This window comes from Streptomyces sp. NPDC051172 (genome assembly GCF_040682555.1).
In the GTDB taxonomy this organism is placed as follows: Bacteria; Actinomycetota; Actinomycetes; order Streptomycetales; family Streptomycetaceae; genus Streptomyces.
This window is the reverse complement of record NZ_JBFBBE010000097.1, coordinates 13551-34107: the sequence shown is the minus strand read 5'-3', so window position 1 is coordinate 34107 and position 20557 is coordinate 13551. Positions and strand designations below refer to the sequence as shown.

At 72.3% G+C, this 20557-nt stretch carries 12 protein-coding genes and 1 tRNA gene; 3 read left to right on the top strand and 10 right to left on the bottom strand.

The annotated features are described in order from the left end of the window. Positions 1 to 88 precede the first annotated feature (88 nt). Positions 89 to 322, bottom strand: coding sequence for a chaplin ChpH (chpH, locus tag AB0N07_RS38240; RefSeq protein ID WP_030947654.1), 234 nt, complete (start codon positions 320 to 322; stop codon positions 89 to 91). Positions 323 to 460: 138 nt separating this feature from the next. Next, positions 461 to 1786: a M20/M25/M40 family metallo-hydrolase gene (locus AB0N07_RS38235; protein ID WP_365843320.1), complete on the bottom strand. Its 1326-nt coding sequence runs from the start codon at positions 1784 to 1786 to the stop codon at positions 461 to 463. Between the two features lie 187 nt (positions 1787 to 1973). Here AB0N07_RS38235 and AB0N07_RS38230 point away from each other — a divergent pair. Further along, positions 1974 to 2058: transfer RNA gene (locus tag AB0N07_RS38230), tRNA-Leu, on the top strand. Positions 2059 to 2214: 156 nt separating this feature from the next. On the opposite strand, the gene AB0N07_RS38225 is transcribed toward AB0N07_RS38230, so the two are convergent. Beyond that, on the bottom strand, positions 2215 to 2703 hold the full coding sequence (locus tag AB0N07_RS38225; protein WP_365843318.1) for a cation:proton antiporter: 489 nt from the start codon (positions 2701 to 2703) through the stop codon (positions 2215 to 2217). A gap of 231 nt (positions 2704 to 2934) precedes the next feature. Here AB0N07_RS38225 and AB0N07_RS38220 point away from each other — a divergent pair, with 231 nt between their 5' ends. Both AB0N07_RS38220 and AB0N07_RS38215 read left to right on the top strand, forming a co-directional pair. Continuing rightward, positions 2935 to 6801, top strand: a complete 3867-nt coding sequence (locus AB0N07_RS38220; protein WP_365843316.1) for a Pls/PosA family non-ribosomal peptide synthetase — start codon at positions 2935 to 2937, stop codon at positions 6799 to 6801. A 77-nt stretch (positions 6802 to 6878) separates the two neighbouring features. Next, entirely contained in the window at positions 6879 to 8249 is a 1371-nt protein-coding gene (locus AB0N07_RS38215; RefSeq protein ID WP_365843314.1) for a M1 family metallopeptidase, read from the top strand. 30 nt (positions 8250 to 8279) lie between these two features. Here AB0N07_RS38215 and AB0N07_RS38210 read toward each other — a convergent pair whose 3' ends face one another. The 7 genes from AB0N07_RS38210 to AB0N07_RS38180 are packed head-to-tail and all read right to left on the bottom strand — an operon-like array spanning position 8280 to position 20538. Then, positions 8280 to 9164 carry a peptidoglycan-binding protein gene (locus AB0N07_RS38210; protein WP_365843312.1) on the bottom strand — a complete coding sequence of 295 codons (885 nt, stop codon included), beginning with the start codon at positions 9162 to 9164 and terminating at the stop codon, positions 8280 to 8282. Beyond that, positions 9164 to 10726, bottom strand: a complete 1563-nt coding sequence (locus AB0N07_RS38205; RefSeq protein ID WP_365843310.1) for a DUF6519 domain-containing protein — start codon at positions 10724 to 10726, stop codon at positions 9164 to 9166. The genes AB0N07_RS38210 and AB0N07_RS38205 overlap by 1 nt, the downstream gene beginning before the upstream one ends. 54 nt (positions 10727 to 10780) lie before the next feature. Then, positions 10781 to 12928, bottom strand: coding sequence for a hypothetical protein (locus AB0N07_RS38200; RefSeq protein ID WP_365843308.1), 2148 nt, complete (start codon positions 12926 to 12928; stop codon positions 10781 to 10783). Continuing rightward, positions 12928 to 16707: a putative baseplate assembly protein gene (locus tag AB0N07_RS38195; protein ID WP_365843306.1), complete on the bottom strand. Its 3780-nt coding sequence runs from the start codon at positions 16705 to 16707 to the stop codon at positions 12928 to 12930. Before AB0N07_RS38195 ends, AB0N07_RS38200 begins: the two co-directional genes overlap by 1 nt. Next, positions 16704 to 19820 carry a putative baseplate assembly protein gene (locus AB0N07_RS38190; RefSeq protein ID WP_365843304.1) on the bottom strand — a complete coding sequence of 1039 codons (3117 nt, stop codon included), beginning with the start codon at positions 19818 to 19820 and terminating at the stop codon, positions 16704 to 16706. Before AB0N07_RS38190 ends, AB0N07_RS38195 begins: the two co-directional genes overlap by 4 nt. Then, entirely contained in the window at positions 19817 to 20206 is a 390-nt protein-coding gene (locus AB0N07_RS38185; RefSeq protein ID WP_365843302.1) for a GPW/gp25 family protein, read from the bottom strand. Before AB0N07_RS38185 ends, AB0N07_RS38190 begins: the two co-directional genes overlap by 4 nt. After that, positions 20203 to 20538, bottom strand: a complete 336-nt coding sequence (locus AB0N07_RS38180; protein WP_365843300.1) for a hypothetical protein — start codon at positions 20536 to 20538, stop codon at positions 20203 to 20205. The genes AB0N07_RS38185 and AB0N07_RS38180 overlap by 4 nt, the downstream gene beginning before the upstream one ends. Positions 20539 to 20557: the final 19 nt, after the last annotated feature.

Below are 20557 nucleotides of genomic sequence, written 5' to 3'. Positions count from 1 at the left end.
TACATCCGCCCCCCCGGCGCGGGCGCCCCCGCGGCCCGCCCCCCCCCCCGCCCCCCCACGGGCGTGAACGACCCTCAGCGGGTCGACCTCACTTGTTGATGCAGGTGTTGCCGAAGGCGGGGTTCAGCAGCCCGATCACGGAGATCGTGTTGCCGCAGACGTTCACGGGGACGTGCACGGGCACCTGAACGACGTTGCCGGAAGCGATACCCGGCGAGTGCACCGCGGCACCCTGAGCACCTGCGTCGGCGACGGCCAGGCCCGCACCCGCGAGAACCAGACCACCAGTGGCAGCCGCAGCAGCGACGACCTTCTTGAGCATTATTCCTCCTTGTTGGCAAAAGCGATCTCGTGTTGCTGATCGCATTACCTGTAACGAGGAGGAAGTAATGGAGCTACGAGCTGATGGTCGCATTCACCCTTCTCGGGCCCGTTCCGTACGTGCGGCCGATAACGAAGGTCACGAGGCGTCGATGAAACGGTCCAGCACGCGCACGCCGAACTTCAGGCCGTCGACCGGCACCCGCTCGTCGACACCGTGGAACATGCCGGCGAAGTCCAGCTCCGGGGGCAGCTTGAGCGGTGCGAAGCCGAAGCCGCGGATGCCGAGCTCGTCGAAGGACTTGGCGTCCGTGCCGCCGGAGAGCATGTACGGGATCGCCCTGGCCGCGGGGTCCTCGGCCACCAGCGCGGACTGCATGGCGTCCACCAGCGCCCCGTCGAAGGTGGTCTCGACGGCCTTGTCGGCGTGCACGTCCTCGCGCCTCACCTTCGGCCCGAGGATCTTGTCCAGGTCGGCGAGGAACTCCTCCTCGAACCCGGGGAGGAAGCGCCCGTCGACGTGCGCCGTGGCCTCGCCCGGGATGACGTTGACCTTGTAACCGGCGCCCAGCTGCGTGGGGTTGGCCGTGTTGCTCAGGGTCGCGCCGATGAGCTTGGCGATGCCGCCGAGCCTGGCCAGGGTCCCCTCCATGTCCTCCGGGTCCAGCTCGGTGCCGAGCGCGTCGCCGAGTTCGTCGAGGAAGGCCCGGGTGGTCTTCGTCACCCGTACCGGGAACTTGTGCCGTCCGAGCCGCGCGACGGCCTCCGACAGCTCGGTGATGGCGTTGTCCCGGTGGATCATCGACCCGTGCCCGGCGGTGCCGGCCACAGTCAGCTTCATCCAGTGCATGCCCTTCTCGGCCGTCTGGATCAGATAGAGCCGCCGCTGCTCGTTGACCGTGAAGGAGAAGCCGCCGACCTCGCTGATCGCCTCGGTGACGCCCTCGAAGAGGTCGGGGTGCTTGTCGACCAGGTGCCGGGCGCCGAACGTGCCGCCCGCCTCCTCGTCGGCGAGGAAGGCGAGGACGATGTCGCGCGGGGGCCGGCGGCCGCTGCGCAGCCGGTCGCGCACGACCGCCAGGGTCATCGCGTCCATGTCCTTCATGTCGACGGCTCCGCGGCCCCACACGCAGCCGTCGGTGACCTCGCCGGAGAAGGGGTCGTGGGTCCAGTCGTCGGCGTTGGCCGGTACGACGTCGAGGTGGCCGTGGATGAGGAGCGCAGGCCGTGACGGGTCCTCGCCCTCGATCCGGGCGACCGTGGAGGCCCGGCCGGGGTACGACTCGAAGATCTTCGATTCGAGACCCACCTCGGCGAGTTTCTCCGCGACGTACTCGGCCGCCTCCCGCTCACCCGGCCCGGAGTGGTCGCCGTAGTTGCTGGTGTCGATCTGGATCAGCTCGCGGCAGAGGTCCACGACCTCGTCCTCGCCGGTGACGCCCCTGGCCGTGTCCGTCTCGCTCACGCTGCTTCCTCCCGCTGTCACTGCTGGTGGTTCCCCTCATCCTCCCCCTCCGCCCGGCCGCTCCCCAAGACCGGACCCCGCCCGTCACACGCCGTTCACGCCGGACGGGGGGTGACCGGGGAGCTCTCGAAAGCCTGGTAATGTTTCCTTCGTCGCCGCGGGGGAAACCCCGCACGACAGACACCTTGTCCGGGTGGCGGAATGGCAGACGCGCTAGCTTGAGGTGCTAGTGCCCTTTATCGGGCGTGGGGGTTCAAGTCCCCCCTCGGACACTGGACGTGTTCCCAACTTGTGCGGGTCGAGCTGAGCCTCGGCCCGCACAAGCTGTTTTCCGGGCTCCAGCCGCGGCAGTAGCTGTGCACCTCCGATTCGAGGTCAGGGTCGGTGACGGTCACCGTGTACTCATTCGGGGCAGTGCGCCCTCGTGATCATTCGCGTGGAGTGCTCGTCCCGACGCCGGATGACGACGTAGCCGTCTCCGTTTCGGCGCCCTCTGCGGTCGTGGTGCCGGAACGACTCGCGACAGGTGCCGTGCGGGGGAGTCGGGCAGGGTGGAGACGGTCCAGAAGCGGGCCTGTGATCAGGGTGGTTACGAGCGCCATCAGGACCATCGCCGTGAACATCTGGGTGTCGATGAGCCGGAGGTCGAGCCCGACGCCGAGAATGATCAGCTCGGTGAGTCTTCGCGCATTGAGCAGGACGCCCAGGGTCAGCGCCTGTCGTGCGGGGGCGCCGGCCAGCCGTGCCGCTCCCGCTCCCCCGACGGACTTGCCCACGCAGGCCGCGATGAGCACGGCTGCGACCATCACGACTCCATGGCCGTCCGACTGGAGGGCCGCAAACGCGCCAACCGGGCGCCTACTTCCGCGAGTCGGGCGACCTGCTGTCCGAACTCGGCCGCCCCGCGGATCCTCCACTCACGCACTGTGTGGGCCATCTCTCCTCGCAGTGAAGAACCCAGGTCACAGCACACGCCACCCGGCCGCGACCGACCCCAACAGCCCACCCGAGTGGCCGATCAGCCGTTCCGAACCTAGCGTCGTACTAAAATTTCCGGCTTGTTACGGAGCTGGACCCGGACAACCCCAGGCAGACCTGCGGGCCCGCCAGCGCCCCGGAGGCTTCCGGGATCGAGACGCGAGGACCGGATGGCAGCCATTGACGAGAGCGGTGCTCTCGGCCTGCTCGACGATGAGCTCAGCGCAGAGATCCACCAGCAGTTCGGCGACACCGCACGTTTCTCCGGAGGTCAGGCGGCCTCTCCGCGCACGCTCGTCGACATCTTCGACGCATCCGTGCGGTCCTACCCGGACGAGCTCGCCCTGGACGACGGCACGAACCGTCTCACCTACCGGGCGCTGGCCGCCGAGGTCGAGCAGCTGCGCCGGCGCCTGGCCGCGGCCGGGGTCGGGCTCGGGGACCGCGTGGGTGTGCGGGTCCCGTCCGGAACCAATGACCTGTACGTCGCGATCCTGGCCGTCCTCGCCGCCGGTGCCGCCTATGTCCCCGTGGACGCCGAGGACCCGGACGAGCGCGCCGAGCTGGTCTTCGGCGAGGCCGACGTACGGGCCGTCATCGGGGCCGGGCACCGGTTGACCGTCACCGGTCACGCCGACGTCCCCGCCGCCCGCCCCGGTGTCGAGCAGGACGCGTGGATCATCTTCACGTCCGGTTCCACGGGGAAGCCGAAGGGCGTCGCGGTCAGTCACCGCAGCGCCGCCGCGTTCGTGGACGCCGAGGCGGCGCTGTTCCTCACCGACGACCCGGTCGGTCCCGGTGACAGGGTCATGGCGGGCCTGTCGGTCGCCTTCGACGCGTCCTGCGAGGAGATGTGGCTGGCGTGGCGCTACGGCGCCTGTCTGGTGCCCGTGCCCCGCTCGCAGGTCCGCAGCGGCGCCGACCTGGGCCCCTGGCTGGTCGAGCAGGAGATCACCGTGGTCTCCACGGTCCCGACGCTCGCCGCGCTCTGGGAGCCGGAGACCCTCAACGACGTCCGTCTGCTGATCTTCGGCGGCGAGGCCTGCCCGCCCGAGCTGGCGCAGCGGCTGGTGACGGAGGGCCGCGAGGTCTGGAACACCTACGGGCCGACCGAGGCCACGGTGGTCGCCTGCGCCTCGCTCATGTCCGGCGAGGAGCCGATCCGCATCGGGCTGCCGCTGGACGGCTGGGAACTGGCCGTCGTCGACGAGGCCGGGGAGCCCGTCGCCATGGGCGGCAGCGGTCAGCTGGTGATCGGCGGGGTCGGGCTCGCACGCTATCTCGACGCCGAGAAGGACGCGGAGAAGTACGCGCCGCTGGAGTCCCTGGGCTGGGAGCGGGCCTATCGCAGCGGTGACCTGGTCAAGGCCGAGCCGCAGGGGCTGGTGTTCCTCGGGCGGGCCGACGAGCAGATCAAGCTCGGCGGGCGCCGTATCGAGCTGGGCGAGGTGGACGCCGCACTGCAGGCACTGCCGGGTGTCGCAGGTGCGGCCGCCGCGGTGCGCACCGCGCGCAGCGGCAACCAGCTGCTCGTCGGCTATGTCGTCACCCAGGACGGCTGGGACCACGCGGCTGCCGTCGAGAAGCTGCGTGCCGAGCTGCCCGCCGCGCTCGTCCCGCTGCTCGCACCGGTCGCGGACCTGCCGACCCGGACGTCCGGCAAGGTCGACCGCAATGCCCTGCCCTGGCCCCTGGAGGGCCTGGAGACTGGCGGTCCCACCGAACAGCTCTACGGCACCGAGGCGTGGCTGGCCGAGCAGTGGACGGAAGTCCTCGGCATCCCGGTGACCAGCGCCCGTGACGACTTCTTCGCGATCGGCGGCAGCAGCCTGGCCGCCGCCCAGCTGACCACGCGGCTGCGCACCCGCTACCCGAGCGCCGCCGTCCTCGACATCTACCAGCAGCCCACCCTGCGCAAGCTGGCCCGCCACCTGGAGAAGTCGGCGCAGGACGACGGCGGCCGGCGCACCATCGCCCCGGTGCCGACCCGCGCCAAGGTGCTCCAGCTGCTGCTGCTCGTGCCGCTGTTCACGCTGCTCGGTCTGCGCTGGACGGTGGCGCTGGCCGCGGCCGGGAACCTGCTGCCCGGCTACTCCTGGCTGCCGACCGCCCCCTGGTGGCTGATCGCGGCCGGCGCGGTGCTGCTGTTCAGCCCGCCCGGCAGGCTCGCGATCGCCGCGGGCGGGGCGCGACTGCTGCTGCGGGGCGTCGAGCCCGGCCGCCATCCGCGCGGCGGCAGCGTCCATCTGCGTCTGTGGACCGCCGAGCGGCTGGCCGAGTTCAGCGGGGCGACCTCGCTGACGGGCTCCTGGCTGGAGCGGTATGCGCGGGCGCTGGGCGCCAAGATCGGCCAGGACGTCGACCTGCACTCGCTGCCGCCGGTCACCGGCCTGCTCAAACTGGGCCGAGGCGCGGCCGTGGAGTCCGAGGTCGACCTGTCCGGCTGGTGGCTGGACGGCGACCGCCTGGAGATCGGCCAGGTCAAGGTGGGTGCGCACGCCACCGTCGGCACCCGCAGCATCCTCTTCCCGGGCGCCCGCGTCGGCAAGCGGGCCGAAGTGGCCCCCGGCTCGGCCGTCACCGGCCAGATCCCCACCGGCCAGCGCTGGGCGGGCGCGCCCGCGGTCAAGCTCGGCAAGGCCAAGCGGAACTGGCCCAAGGAGCGCCCGCAGCGCGGCACGTACTGGCGCGTGATGTACGGCCTGACCGGCCTCGCCCTGTCCGCGCTGCCGCTGCTTGCGGGCGGCGCCGCGCTCCTCGTGGCGTACGCCTTCGTCGACGCCCACGCGCCCCTGCGCGGTGCCGCGCTCGCCCTCGTCCCCGCCACGCTGGCGTTCGGTCTGGCGTACGCCCTGCTGATCCTCGTCGCCGTGCGGCTGCTGAGCCTGGGCCTGCGCGAGGGCACGCACCCCACGCACAGCAGGATCGGCTGGCAGGCCTGGACGGTCACGCAGCTGATGGACCGCTCCCGGGAGACGCTGTTCCCGCTGTACGCCGGGCTGGTCACGCCGGTGTGGCTGCGACTGCTCGGGATGCGCATCGGGCGGGGCGCCGAGGTGTCCACCGTGCTGGCCCTGCCCAGCCTCACGACCGTCGGTGAGGGCGCGTTCCTGGCCGACGACACGCTGACCGCGCCGTACGAGCTCGGTGGCGGCTGGATGCGGATCGGGCGCGCGGAGATCGGGCGGCGGGCCTTCCTCGGGAACTCCGGGATGACCGCGCCGGGTCGGAGCGTGCCGGACGGCGGGCTCGTCGGCGTGCTGTCCGCCACCCCGAAGAAGGCGAAGAAGGGCAGCTCCTACCTGGGTCTGCCGCCGGTGAAGCTGCCGCGCAGCGCCGAGACGGGCGACCAGAGCCGGACCTACGACCCGCCGGCGCGGCTGCTGTGGGCGCGCGGTCTGGTGGAGCTGTGCCGAATCGTGCCGGTGTTCTGCTCGGCCGGCCTCGCCCTGCTGACGGTGGCGGCGCTCTGCCTGCTCGGGCCCTGGGCTCCCCTGCTGTCCGGTCTGGTACTCCTGACCACGGGCGCCGCGGCTGCTGTCGTGTCGTTCGTCGCCAAGTGGCTGCTGGTGGGGCGGCACCGCACCGGTGAGCACCCGCTGTGGAGCGGTTTCGTGTGGCGCAACGAGCTCGCGGACACGTTCGTCGAGGTCGTGGCCGTGCCCTGGCTGGCCGGTTCGGTGCCCGGGACGCCGCTGATGACCGCGTGGCTGCGCGGCCTGGGCGCCAAGATCGGCAAGGGCGTGTGGGTGGAGAGCTACTGGCTGCCCGAGACCGACCTGGTGACCCTGGAGGACGCGGCCACCGTGAACCGCGGGTGCGTGCTGCAGACGCACCTCTTCCACGACCGGATCTTGCGGACGGATACTGTTGTACTCCGTGAGGGCGCCACGCTGGGCCCTGGCGGGATCGTGCTGCCCGGCAGCACGATCGGGGCCCGCACCACCCTGGGTCCCGCGTCGCTCGTCATGGCCGCGGAGTCCGTCCCGGACGACACCCGCTGGCTCGGCAACCCGATCGAGGCATGGCGTCCCTGAGCGCGGGCCACTCGGAGTCGGTGAGCGGTGTACCGGCGGACCGGAGTGGCACGAGGGCGCAGGGAGCAGAAGCGGCAGTGGCAGTTCAGCAGACGGCGGGTTCGGACCCGTACTTCCCGGAACACGGTGACCCGCGTTACCGGGTGCACCGGTACGAGCTGACGCTGGACTACCGGCCGGGCCCGAACCGGCTGGCGGGCGCGGCCCGGATCAACGCCATCGCGGGCCGCTCGCCGCTGACCGAATTCACCCTCAACCTCTCCGACTTCAAGATCGGCCGGGTGCGGGTGGACGGCCGCCAGCCGCACTACACGCACCGCGGCGGCCGCCTGCGCATCCGCCCCGCCAAGCCGGTCCGGGCCGGCGCCGCCTTCACCGTCGAGGTGCACTGGTCGGGCAATCCCAAGCCGGTCCCCAGCCCCTGGGGCGGGCTCGGCTGGGAGGAGCTGGAGGACGGGGCGCTGGTGGCGAGCCAGCCGATCGGATCGCCGTCCTGGTACCCGTGCAACGACCGGCCCGCCGACAAGGCCGCGTACCAGATCTCGGTCACGACACCGTCCGCGTACGCGGTGGTGGCGGGCGGCCGGCTGCTGACCCGTACGACGAAGGCGTCCACGACGACCTGGGTGTACGAGCAGCCGGCGCCCACGTCGAGCTATCTCGTGGGCCTCGCGATCGGCAAGTACCAGACGGTGCTGCTGGGCGACCCGGGGCCGGGCGGAGTTCCGCAGCACGGCCACATCCCGGCGCATCTGCTCCCGGAGTTCTCGCGGGACTTCGCGCGGCAGCCGCAGATGATGGACCTGTTCCAGGAGCTGTTCGGACCGTACCCGTTCGACGAGTACGCGGTCGTGGTGACCGACGAGGAACTCGATGTCCCCGTCGAGGCACAGGGGTTGTCGCTGTTCGGCGCCAACCATGTGGACGGGGCGCGGGGTTCGGAGCGGCTGGTCGCGCACGAGCTGGCGCACCAGTGGTTCGGCAACAGCGTGTCCATCGCCAACTGGCGGCACATATGGCTGAACGAGGGCCTCGCCAAGTACGCCGAGTGGCTGTGGTCGGAGCGCTCGGGCGGCCGCACCGCCCAGCAACTGGCCGCCGCCGCACACCGCCTGCTGTCCGCACAGCCGCAGGACCTCCGGCTGGCCGACCCGGGCCGCAAGTCGATGTTCGACGACCGGCTCTACGAGCGCGGCGGCCTGACCGTGCACGCGGTGCGCTGTGCGATGGGCGACGACGCCTTCTTCCGGATGCTGCGCGGCTGGGCGGTGCTGCACCGGGGCGGGGCGGTGGCGACAGCGACGTTCACCGCCCATGTCAACCGGTTCGCGGACGAGCCGCTGGACGATCTGTTCGCCGCCTGGGTGTACGGCACGGCGCTGCCGCCGCTGCCCGCTCAGATCCCGGCCCGTCCGACGCACCCGCCCACCAACGCCGAGTCGGCGTAGGCGGGCGGGCCGGAGCGCTCGGACGGCCCCTCAGGTCGCGGGCACCTTCAGCTGGTCCCAGCTGACCTTGCCCGGAATGCCGTCCGCGTCCCTGCCCTTGAAGCCGAGCTTGCGCTGCCAGGCCCGGTAGGACTCGCGGTCGGCGTCGCTCCACTCGGGGCTCGGCCCCTCCTCGTAGTGACTGCAGCCCTCGGCGACCAGGCGCCTGCCCATGGCCGTGATCACCGCGGACTTCTGCCCGTCGTGGAAGAAGGAGGCGCCCGGGAAGGGTGCGTACGAGGGCTTGGACGGGGCGGGCTTCGGATCGGGCTCCGAGCCGCCCTGGCCGGCCAGTCGCCCGGCGATCCGTCTGCGCATGCCGTCCATGGTGAAGCCGCGCGGATCCACCTTGCCGGGCTGCCACTCCTTGTGGCCGATGACCGACCGCTCGCTCCAGCCGTGATGGCGGCAGACGGCGGCGGACACCTTCTCGATGGCCTCCAGCTGCGCCTCGGGCCAGGGGTCCCGGCCGTCACCGAGGTTGATGCACTCGAAGCCGTAGAAGTGCCGGTTGCCGTCGGTGTCGGCCTCGTTGTCGGGCGGCAGCGTCGTCTCGTCGATGACGGCGCGCAGCACGTCGTGGTCGCCGAGGCCCGCGTGGTTGGCGCGGCCGTAGCCGACGAGGTGGATCTCGCCCTGCTTGTCGATGACGCCGTGGCAGAGGGGGCCGGGCAGGGCGGCATAGCCGTTGTAGCAGAGGTTCACGGAGCTGTCGGTGCCCGAGGTGGCGGTGTGGTGGATGACCACTCCGTTCACCGGGCCCCAGGGGCCCTTCGTATTGCGGTTGTGGGTGCGCCAGTTGCCCACCTCGTGGACCGTCAGGCCCTCGGCGCGCAGGATCTGCAGGAACTGGGATGCCGTCATGGGAGTGGCCATCACACGCCCTCGCCCACTGCGGCTTCCGCTTCCGCGGTGGTCTGCGACCGTCCGTGCGAGGGGTCCTCGGCCGCCAGCTCCTCACGGCGTGCCTGTGCCTCCGCCGCAAGGGTCGCCTCGTCGGCGGCGGGCATGCTGCCGGCCAGCGGGCGGAAGCCGAAGCGCAGGTCGACGGCGCCCTCCTCGCCCTTGACCAGGGCGAGCGGGGCGAGGTGGCGGGTGATGCCGGCGGCCCCCTGGAGCAGCGGGCGGCGCGCGGGGTCGGTCGGCCATTCGACGCTGCCGGTGGCGGTGCGCGCGGGGATCAACCAGTGGTCGCCGGTGCGGTAGCCGCCGCCCTTGGCGAAGTACACCTCGACGCCGTCCTCCAGGGGCAGCCACTCGCCCTCGGTCACCGGCACCGCGCCGCCCGTCAGGGAGGTGGAACGCCCCTGGCGGCGGGGCCCCTCCTGGTGGTCCCAGCGGCGCAGGAACGGGTTCAGGTCGGGCCGCCGTCCGACACCCGGCTCGGGCTCGGCGGACAGCCGGACCCGGCGGCCGGGCAGGTCCAGTTCCTCGACCCGCAGCAGGGGCAGGGCCTCCAGACGCGAGGAATACGCGGTGTCCGTGAACTCCACGAAGTCACCGACGTCCAGGTTCAGCTTGTCGTCATGACCGAGGGACGCCAACTGCACCCACGTGCCGTCGAGTTCGTCGACCGGGAAGACCACCGAGCCGTTCTCGCGGGACCACTTGAAGGTGGCGTCCTTCGCCTCGCCGCCCGTGTGCACCTCTACGCGGTAGAGCTGGTTCTCCGTTCCGCGGTAGCGGGCATCGGGCCTGACCAGGCACGGGTCCTCGTCGGCGTGGTCGGGCCGCCGGCTGCGGGCGGCCAGGCGCCCCGAGGACAGGGACTGCTTCTGCGCCCACTGTTCGAAGGCCGCGCGGACGACGTCCTTCGTCGGGTCGGTGTCCTCGATCGCCAGCTCGGCGAGGGAGAGCGGCAGTACCTGCCAGACCACCTTCACCCGGGCCGCGGTGTCCGGCATCGCGGCCCCCAGGGCGACCTCGCGCAGTGCGGGGTCCTCGGCCGCGGTCACCGACCGCTCCCACACGTTCAGGTAGACCACGAACGGCGTCTGGGCGGGCGAGGGCAGCCGGTCGCCGGGCCTCTCGGGGTCGCGGTAGGCGTCGGGCTGGTCCCAGTACGTCCACCGGTCAGGTGGTGTCGGCGTGTCCTCGTCGTGCGCGTCCTCGTCGGGTACGGGCACTCCGGGCGCGGGCCTGGTCGCGTCGAGCAGGATGCCGTCGACGTAGTAGCGGCCGCGTTGGATGAAGAGGGTGTCGATGTCGTGCTTGCCGCCCACGTACTCGATGCGGAAGCCCGCGATGTCGCGGCCCGCCGCGTCGCGCGGCCCGCCGTGGCGGCCGATCAGGTCGGCGGCGAGGGTGCGGGCCTGGTGGAGCTGGATCGCGGTCTGCTCGTTGGTGTCGGCGTCGAGCTGGACGCGGCCCTGCTGGGCGACGACCGCGGAGTAGTGCCGCTCCGGCCGGAAGGTGAGACGGGAGAGATCAGCGTGCATGAAGGGGGTCCCCCTGGTTCAGGATTCTGCGGGTGGGTCGTACGGCGGCGCTGCTCAGGTCACGAAGAAGATCCCGGCGTCCGTGCCCGCGGGCGTGTACTCCGCGAGCCGCGCCCGCAGACCGTCCTCGCGCTGCGGCCGGTACAGATCGTGGAAGGCGCCCATTTCGGCGCCGTCGTCCGAGCCGCGCCTGATCTCCTCGGGGCAGCGGTCGGCCAACTGCCCGTACCAGGGCGTCCCGTAGCGCACCGACGCGAACAACGGTCGTACGGCGGTGCAGCGATGGCGTCGCGGGGTGCGCGAGCCGGCGGGGACCGCCGAGTACCGCAGGCAGCCGACGCCACGCCGGGCCACGTTCAGCCTGCCGGTGAAGACCGAGTTCTCGGCGATCTCCACCGCATGGGTGTGGACTTCGCCGATGACGGTGGTGCGGTGCACGTGGAGCACGGCGTGGGCATGGCGGCAGTCCGGGGCGGACAGGGCCTCGCGGTCGTGCCCGGTGGCGTCCAGGATGCTGTCGCGCAGGTGGATGTCGAGAGGGTCCTCGCTCACCTCGTCGCCGATGACCTCGATGGTGCCGAGGATGCTGTGCTCGATCTGCAGGCAGGCGGTGGTGCGGTCCAGGACGATGCTGGGTTCCTCGGGCGAGTGCGGCTCGCACTCGGGCTCCAGGGACCAGCCGGGTACGAGGGTGCTGTGCCGTACGACGACGGCACCCATCGGCCCGGTGACGTTGATGCCGCGTCCGGCGACCAGCAGCCCGTCGAGGACGATCCGCGGCCGCTCGTGCGGCGCGCAGTCTTCCTGTACGGCACGGACGTTGAGGGCGTCGGGCCGGTTGCTGTACCAGTCGAGCAGCCGGATCACCGGCCGGGTGCCCTCGGCCGCGCGCAGCTCCAGCCGGTCGCCGGGGTCGAGGTCGAAGTCCAGCTGCTCCTGGTAGGCGCCGCTGTGCGTGATCTCGATGATGCCGTCGGGGCCGGTGCTCCCTGCCCGACGGTCGTGCTGCCAGGCCCGGTAGGCGTCCATGATCTGGCGGTACGGCTGTCCCGGCCCGACCCGGTAGAAGGTCGCGTCCGGCCGGTCCACGCGGTCGGGCCGCCCGTACTCGCCGCCGCCCATGTCGGCGCCGTACGCGTAGTGGTGGTCCACCCACACGCCCTGCCGGGGCGCCGACCGCGACCCGAACGCGATCCGCCCGAGCTCCGGGTCGACGGCGATCTGCCCGCGCCCGGGCCGGTAGCGCCAGTCGGACAGGTCCGCCGCCACGATGTCGGACGGCGGTACGGGCCTGTCCTCGCCGTCGCGCCGGATGACGAAGCTCTTGCCGGGTCCGTAGTAGTCCAGCAGCCGGTCGTGGAGCAGACGGCGCGTGATGAACGCCGGGACGTTGTCGACGGTGGCGATGTGCGTGGGCGACGGCTCCGGGACCGGCTTGGTCACCAGGGGGCTGTCGTTGCCGAGGATCGAGAAGGTGTAGAGGTTGCGGGCGCGGTCGATGCAGTACGCCGGGGAGGACGTCAGCGAGTACGCCTTGAGCCGCCAGACGAAGAGGCCGACTCCGGCAGGGCTCCAACCACCTTGACCGCGCGCGGAGTTGGCGCGGCGGACGTCGACCGTGCGGGCCGTGGTGTCGAAGGGACCGCCCTGGAGGGCGAGCGCCGAGCCGTCCCGGAGGTCGAGGAGGCGGCCCCTGCCGGTGTCCCGGTACAGCTTCACCGACTGGTTGTGGACGAGGAGCCGCGACAGCTCGACGGCGCGGGCGGGATAGCCGGCGGCCTGCTCGGAGATCTCCTCCAGCAGGTGCAGTGTGCCCTTGCGACGGCGGTTGGCGACGGTGGCCGCCACGTCCGCGCGCGGCGCGACGGCCTCGGCGAGCGCGGCCCGCCCGCCCTCGTGCAGACCGGTGGTGAGAACGCGCTCGTAACCGGGCAGGGTGCGGTAACCGACGAGGTCACCGAGGTAGGGCAGCACCCAGGGCGCCGCCGTCTCCACGAACAGGTCCTCGTAGCCCTGCTCCACGCCGTCGCGGACCCGGTCGAGCTGCTCGGCGATCACTGCGAGGAGCGCGCGCAGCGGCTCGCCCTCCTCGGCGTCGCGCAGGAGGTGCCAGCGGGGCAGCAGGGCGGCGAGACCGTCGGGCTCGCGAGCGGTCACCGGGGCGGCCGTGTCGAACTGGACTTCCGCCGAATGCGCGGCCATCACTTGACCTCCGTGAGGATGAGGGTGTCCGCGGCCCGCGGGGACAGCAGGGCCAGCTGGGCGGGGCGGATGCCGCGGAAGACGTACACCGAGCGGCCCTTCGCCAGGCGCCGGGTGTCGGTGATGTCGGGGTTGAGGCGCAGGAGTTCGGCGAGCGGGATGCCGTAGCGGGCGCAGACGGACGACAGCGTCTCGCCGTGCGTGTCGCGGACGGTGTGGATCTTCTCGTCGTACGCCGCCGGGTGCGCGGGCACGCTGGAGCGGGGCTCGCCGGGGTCGCTGAGCAGGTCGGCCAGCTCGCCGGGGGTGGCGGAGGCGGGGACGCCGGTGAAGACGTCGACGTCCACATAGTCGACGCCGGGCACGGTGTGGGCGGTGGCGAGGAGGTCGGAGAGCCGCGCGGGCTGCCCCAACTCCCGTCCCTCATAACCGAGCCGGCGCAGCAGTGCCGCCCGCAGCCGGGGCTCGACGTACTCCCACGCGTGATCGGGGGCCACCTTCACCTTGGCCGCGGCGAGCAGCAGCACCAGTTCGCGCACGTCCACGCGGACGGTCAGGTTGCCGTCGCCGTACTCGGTGAGCGCCCCGCGCAGGGCACGCAGCGTGTCCGAGTCGCCGTCCAGAGGCACATCGTCCGTACCCGCGACGGTCACGTGCAGCACGCGCCGCCGCCCGTCGAAGAGTTCGCGCGCCGCGGCCCGGCCGATGCCTGCGCGGGAGCGTGCGAAGTCCTCGTAGTCGGCCGGCGAGACGAGCCGGTCCAGGGCGGAGACGGCGAGGGGGATCGTTCGGCGGGTCAGTCCGGGACCGTCGGCGTCCGCGCCGCCCGTCGCCGGGCGTGGGTTGGTGACGGCGGTGACGCCCAGCGGGCGGGTGAGGGGCTGGGTGATGCGGCTCGCCGGGATGTTGGCCGCCTTGCCGGTGCCGAAGCGGTAGCGGGCGTGGACGTTCTCGTGGCCGCTGGGCAGCCGGGCGCCGTGGATGCCGTCGCCGAAGGTGACCGTCGTACGGCCGTCGGAGGCGGTGCCGGTGATGTAGACGCGCTCGCGCGGTCCGCGTCCGGCGAGGCTGTCGACCTCGTGCCACTGCACGCCGTCCACCCTGATCTCCAGCACCGGTGTGGCGCCGAGGGGATTGTCGTCGGCGAGCCAGGTCAGCGGGGACTGCCAGAGCGCGAACGTCTGGCCCACGCGGTCCGAGTCACCGCTTCCGATGGCCTCCTCCCGGCTCTCACCATGGGTGGCCTCGACGACATTGCCGAGGATGCGGACCGTCCCGCGGCGGTAGCGGTGGGCGAGATCCGCGGTGAGGGTCAGTCGGGTGTGGACGCGGTCTCCGGGCAGCTGCGGGTCCACGGCGGCATCGGCGGCGGCGATCGTGACGACCTCGTCGGCGGTCACCCCGCTAATCCCGGGGATGTCGCTGCGCTCCCCGGTGACGACGAGCAGCCGCCCGGGACGCAACCCGTCGTACAGCTCGGCGAGTTCGATCTCGTTGCCGTGCACGTCCTCGCCGAGCGGCTCGTCCGCCGGCCGCAGCGGCTCGCCCCCGGCATGGACGGTGGTGTCGCGGATGTGCGAGAGCAGCACGTCGAACTCGTCCAGCCACGGGTCGGCCAGGGTGAGTTCGGTGCCGCGGCCGGTGATGCCGTAGTTGGAGTACGCCGCCGTACGCGCCGCCACGACCTGGGTGGTGACGAACGCGAGCTTCGGGTCGCCGGGTATGCCGTCCTGGGCGCCCTTGGCCGGACGCTGGACGGCAACCCAGCTCCCGACGGTGATGCTCGTGTGCACGCTGTCGAGCTGCAGCACACGGCGGTTGACCGGCGCCGGCTTGCTGGCGATGACGATCTCGACGTTCGGCTCGGTGCTCCCTGTGGTGTAGCGCAGGCTCACCTCGTACTCGCCGTGGGTGAACTGGACGGGGATGCCGGGCCGCAGGGGTACGTCCTGCGCGGTCCCGTTGTTGATGCCGACGTGGACCAGCCCGTCGTCGCCCGGCCGGGACACCGTCAGGGTGCGCTCGGGGAGGCCGTCTCGCAGGTGGATGCTGACGGCGGGCTCCTGGCCGGAGCCGCTGTCGAGGTCGACATGCCCGGGACCGAGCCCGAAGTTGACCTGCTGAGCGAGCGGCAGCGTCACGGCCCGCTGATCGGAGCTGTTCCCCTCGACATACTGGAACTCCGCCCGAACCGGCACCTTGCCCGCGGTGTCGTACACGACCCGCATCCCGGTCAACACGGCCCCCGTGAGCGGCCAGTCGGCGGACCGGATGACCCGCCCCTTGTCGTCCTGAACAGGCTTGAGCGGCGCGGTGGAACCGAAGGGCGCGGCGGTGACACGCATGGCGAGCAGGGCGCGGAGCAACTGGGCAGATCCCGGGGCAGCAGCTTTACGCCAGGCCGGGTAGAGACTGCCGAGGGAGGGATTGAGGGCGCGGAGAAGCCGGGCGGTATCCGTGCCGGGCAGCTGGGTGCCGGTTCCGGTTGGTGAGGCGGGAGACTGGGCGCGCAGGGCGGGAAGGACAGCCGCCAGCGCCTGAAAGGCGGCGGCACGCGAACCGCGCCCAAGGGGCGCGGGGCTGTATTGGATTTGCGACTTCCGCCGCGTGGGCGCGACAAGCCCAGACGGCGCAGCAGACGCTCGAAAACCTTCGCCGGCACCCCCTTCGGCGCTCTGCGCAGGCGCCAACTCCAGTGCCCGGTAAGCGAGTTCATCAAGCACAGCTTGCAACTGCTCGAACCACGCAGCCACCTCCTCCCAAGGCGCCGCCAGCACCTGCGCCTCGCCGAGCCGGGCAACGGGCTCCGCCAGCACAGCCGCAAGCCCCTCGGGCGTCTTCACCCCGTCCAAGTCCACCCGCAGCGGCGCCAGAACCTGATCCTCGAAGTCCTCGATCAAGCGGCTGACAGGCCGGGGATCGGGCACCTCCGGCGTGGGCGGCTCCTCCCCCGGCTCGCCCGGCCCCGCAGGCAGGGCAATCCACCGCCGCACCTCGTCGACGAGTTCCTTCAGCGTCGGCGGCGCGGACCTCGGCAACGAGATCGCCGTGACGTCCTCGTCCCGGTCGACCCGCACACCGGCGACAGGAAGCAGCTTCCGTTCCCCGCCGGCCTGCTCCCCGAACACGAAGAGCAACTGATCTCCGACCTGCAAGGAGTTCGCCGTGCCCTCCACGAACAGCTCGGACCGCCGCTCGAGATCGTCGGGCGTCACCAGGGACGGCCGCCGCCTGCGCACCTCCAGCTCGTTGAAGTCCCAACGGGCGCTGAGGTCCCGACTGGTCTCAAAGGTCAACGACTCCTCGTCGGCCGACGCAGGCACGCTGTGGGCACGCGCCCCGCGCGGGATCACGACGGGCAGCGTCTCCGCACGCGGATCCCGTTCCAGCGTGTACGCGAGATGCGTCGCGGCGGCGACACCGGGCCGCGGCCGGTGCCCGACCAGCCGCCCCAGCAGCACCAGCGACCGGTGCTCGTTCGCCGTACGGACATACGCCTCGTCGGCGATCCGCTCCGAGTGGAAGGTGAGCAGGTCGCCGAGGACGGCGGCGGCGTCGAGAAGCCCGATCGCCGGGTCGTCCGGGGTGCGGACCGTGAGCCCCTCCAGGGCCGGGTACGCGGGCGAGGCGAGCCGGTCGAGGAGGGCGGCCAGGAACGAGCCGTACTCGCCGACGCGGTAGTCGAGGGCGGTGCGGCCGGGCGGGTTGTGCAGCGGGGCGGGCGCGAGGCGCTCGTCGTGGCCGCCGCAGCCGCAGGTGCACTCATCGGTGGCGGTCATCGGGCCGCACCTCCCAGGGATATCGCCAGCAGGCCGTTCTCCGGCCGGTCCGGGTCGTTGTCGCAGGTGGCGATCTCCAGCGGGCCGAGCCGCAGCACGCCGTCCTCCCTCTCTCCTCGGTCCTGTTCGAACAGCCGCCGCAACCGGGTGACCTGGACGCTCTCCACTCCCGGTACGGCCGCGGCGACGGCGACCAGCTGGCTGAGCCGCACGGGTTCGCCGAAGGTCAGCGCGTCCGGGTGGAAGAACCCGAGCCGCCCGTCGGCCAGTCGGCCGCTGCCGAGCACGCGGTACAGCTCGGCGAGGATCTGTCCGTGCTGGTGGCCGGGCCTGGCGCAGACGGTGAGCGCGATGTCGAGCGGTACCAGGCGGGCCGGGCCGACCACGAGGTCGTGGCCGATGCGCCGGTAGGCCTCCAGGGACTGCTCGACCTGCGCGAGCAGCTCGGCCGGCGGGTCGGCGCTGCCGTATGCGTCGATCGCGATGTGGGCCTCCTGGACGCTGCCGGTCCAGCGGATCTCGGCGGCGGCGCGCTGTACGCCGGGGAGTTGGGCGGCGAGGGCCGCGTAGTCCTCGGCGGTGACCGCGCGCAGGCGGGTGCGGCGCAGGTCGAGCGGGGCCAACTGGCGTGCCTGCTCGACCGGTTCGGGCTCCGTGCCGCCGATGGCGGGCAGCGGGTTGCGGACCACGGCGGCCGGCGGCTGTGCGCAGTCGCTCTGGACGACCAGGTGGTTGATGGCCTCCGCGCCGACGTTGCCCGCGATGCCGCCGCCGAGCCGGTAGTGCAGGGCGAGGCGTGCCCCCGGCTTCGGCCTCGCACCGTGCCGCCCGTCACCGAAGCGCAGGGCGATACGGCCGTCGTCCTCCAGCTCGCCGACGAAGTGCCGGTCGCGGGGGCCGCTGTGCAGCAGGTCGCGGCGGGGCAGCCAGGTCAGGTCGCCGTCCTCGACGCGTACGGCGGGCAGGGCGCGGCGCGGGTCCTGGGCGAGCGCGGCGGTCGCGGAGCCGCGCAGCACCGGCTCGTCGGGGTGCAGTCCGGCCGCGTACACCGGGCCCCAGCTGTGGGCGATCTCCCAGGCGATGTGCCCGTCGAGGACCGTGCCCGCACGCGCCCGGGCGGCGAGGACCGCCACGCGCTGCAGCTTCGTGTCAAGCAACTCGTCGTTCCGGTGCAGGAGTTCACGCAGGGCACGGACGGGATGCGTGCGCAGCTCGAACCGCTCGATGACCTTCAGGCCGTAGATGACGGTGAGTTCGTCGATCTCCTCGTCCCCGAGTCCGTCGCGGTCGCGGGCGCTGCGCCACAGTTCGACGAGCCGCTGCCGGACCGCTCCCGGGATCGCGGCGATCCGGGCGGCCTGCCCGGCGGCCACGGCCTGCGCGTCGGGGAAGGCCACCGCCTGCACGACAGGCGTACGCGCAAGGACGGGCCGGAAGCGCGGTGCGAGGCCCGGGTAGACGGACTGTGCGAGCAGGGTGCGCAGGGCTGCCGCCTGGGCGTACGCGGTGCCGGGCACCACGCGCTCGTGCCGCTGCCCGGCGCGCTCCAGCCCGATTCCGGCGCGTACGGTCGCCGCCTCGCCGACCACCTCGAACAGCTCGCGGACGTCGTCGGGTACGAGGGCCTGAGCGCTCTCCGTCTTGTCCGTGAGGGCGTTGATCAGGCGGGCCGGGGCGTTGCCCTCCGCTCGGTCGTGGCAGCCGAAGGCGGGAGGGGCGCAGGAGGCGACCACGGCCGGCTCGGGCGGCACGGTGGCCGTCTGCGGGAGGCCGGTGAGGGTGCGGCCGTGGTCGACGAGGACGACGTTGCCGCGGGCCAGGGTCACGTCCTCGACGGGCAGGCAGTCGCGGCCGCCGCGCGTGCTGAGGCAGAACGGGAGGCGCAGGGCGTCCTCGGCGGCCCAGGTGACCTCCAGGACCGGCTGGTCCTCGATACGGTCGATGCCCGGGGTGACGGAGGTGAGGCGTACGGCCTGCCGGTGGCTCGGGTCCTGGTCGCCGGGGGTGCCGGTGCGCGGGCCCTTGACCTCCTCCAGGATCAGCAAGTCGCCGGGGCGAAGGGCGAGTTGGCGGTTGCGGCAGGTCTCGGGGTCGTCCCACTCGTCGCGCAGGGTGGCCGAGGTGGCGCCCTTGGGCAGGGTGCAGACCTCGCCGCCCCAGGTCCACAGGCGGATCGCGTTGTGGGCGACCTTCAGCTCCAGCGGGTCGGCGGCGACGACCGGTTCGAAGACCTCGACCGAGCCGCGCTCGTCCAGGTCGCCGAGGTCGATCTCGTCGATGACCGTGCCCGGTAGGGGCCGGTCGTGCGGGTCGAGGGCGCGGACGTCGACGGAGGCGAAGCGGAAGGTGCCCGGGGCGAGTGTGTGGTCACCGGCGGTCTGCACGGTGACGTAGGCCCGTGCGGTGCAGCCGTCGTGCATCGCGTAGTCGATGAGCCGGACGTGCCGGCGTACGGAGACCCGGCGGCGCGCGGTGTCGAGGTAGGCCTCGGTGGCCACCGCGTCCTGCTGGTAGCTGATCTGGTCGCCGGTGTACGCGAGCAGCTCGACGAGTGTGACGCCCAGGTCGGCGGGGTTGCGCTCGACCCAGTCGGGGGTGGTGAGCGCCAGCCGGTCCAGGAGCAGCTTGCGGATGGTGTCGTAGTCGCGAGCGGTGTAGTCGACGACGGGTGCGGCCGGGAAGCCGTCCGGCTCCGGCCCGTCGTCCTTGCAGTCGAAGGGGGTCGGGCAGTCGGGCCGGAAGGAGAAGGAGGCGCGGTGGTAGCGCTGGTCGAAGCCCCGGAAGGGTTCGGTTCCCGGACGGCCGTACGGGTCGGTCTCGACGAGTGCGAACACGTACGGCGAGGTGTCGCCGGCGCGGTCGAGGGTGACGTAGAGCCGGTCGTCGAGCTCCGGGTCCTCCTCGCGTTCGACGCTGAGGTCGACGGCGGTGATGCCGGTGATACGGCGGCCGCCGTCGATACGGACGTTCTCGGGGCCGAGGCCGTGCGGGGCCTTGCCGAGGAAGGTGACGGTGAGCAGCAGCCCGTCGTCACTGACCTCGACGGCGTCGACTCCGTTGAGCCGAGCGGCTCTTACCTTGGCGCGGCGGGAGGTGGTCGTGCCCGTGCTCATGCCGCCCTCCCTTCGAAGACGTCGTCGGTCCGGGCTCCGGTGGCCCGCAGGACGTACGACAGATGGACGCGTACGGCGTTCTCGTCGCTGACGACGTCCAGGGCCACGACGTCGATGAGGTCGCCGAGCCAGCGCTGCAGCGAGGCCTGCACGGAGAGTTCGAGGGTGCTGACCAGCTCGGGGCTGTTCGGCGCGAAGACGAGATCGAGGAGTCCGCAGCCGAAGTCGGGGCGCATGACACGCTCCCCCGGGCTGGTGAACAGCAGCTGCTCGATCAGGTCGTGGACGTGCGCGGCGTGGCCGGCCTCTGCGGTGCGCCCGCGGCGGTCGGCGTGGAAGGGGAACGCGATGTCGGTGCGCCGGTGTCGGCGTGTGGCGCGGCTCATCGGACGGTGACCTTTCGCTGTGCGGCCTGGACCACGGGCGGTCCCTGCGGCACGAAGGCCGCGCTGAAGCACTCGGCTGCGGAGGTGTCGAGCAGCACGGGCGCGCCGTCGACCGTGACGCCGCTGCCGCCGCCGGTCCAGCGGACCGACACACACGGCGAGGGCGCTCCGGCGACGGTGTGCGGGCAGCCGGTGACGACGTAGGTGTGCGCGCCCGTCGCGACGGCGGCGCCCCCGATGCGTACGCCGCCGGAAGGTGTGGTGGCGGCGGTGACCCGGCCGCCGTGCGGGCAGCCGATCACGGCGCTCGCGTCGAGCAGACTCCCGGACAACTTCTCTTCTCCCCCGTGT

Bases quoted from the DNA above. Each gene is read 5' to 3' on its own strand.
- chpH (WP_030947654.1), bottom strand. From the start codon at position 322: ATGCTCAAGAAGGTCGTCGCTGCTGCGGCTGCCACTGGTGGTCTGGTT.
- AB0N07_RS38220 (WP_365843316.1), top strand. From the start codon at position 2,935: ATGGCAGCCATTGACGAGAGCGGTGCTCTCGGCCTGCTCGACGATGAG.
- AB0N07_RS38210 (WP_365843312.1), bottom strand. From the start codon at position 9,164: ATGGCCACTCCCATGACGGCATCCCAGTTCCTGCAGATCCTGCGCGCC.
- AB0N07_RS38205 (WP_365843310.1), bottom strand. From the start codon at position 10,726: ATGCACGCTGATCTCTCCCGTCTCACCTTCCGGCCGGAGCGGCACTAC.
- AB0N07_RS38200 (WP_365843308.1), bottom strand. From the start codon at position 12,928: ATGGCCGCGCATTCGGCGGAAGTCCAGTTCGACACGGCCGCCCCGGTG.
- AB0N07_RS38195 (WP_365843306.1), bottom strand. From the start codon at position 16,707: ATGACCGCCACCGATGAGTGCACCTGCGGCTGCGGCGGCCACGACGAG.
- AB0N07_RS38190 (WP_365843304.1), bottom strand. From the start codon at position 19,820: ATGAGCACGGGCACGACCACCTCCCGCCGCGCCAAGGTAAGAGCCGCT.
- AB0N07_RS38185 (WP_365843302.1), bottom strand. From the start codon at position 20,206: ATGAGCCGCGCCACACGCCGACACCGGCGCACCGACATCGCGTTCCCC.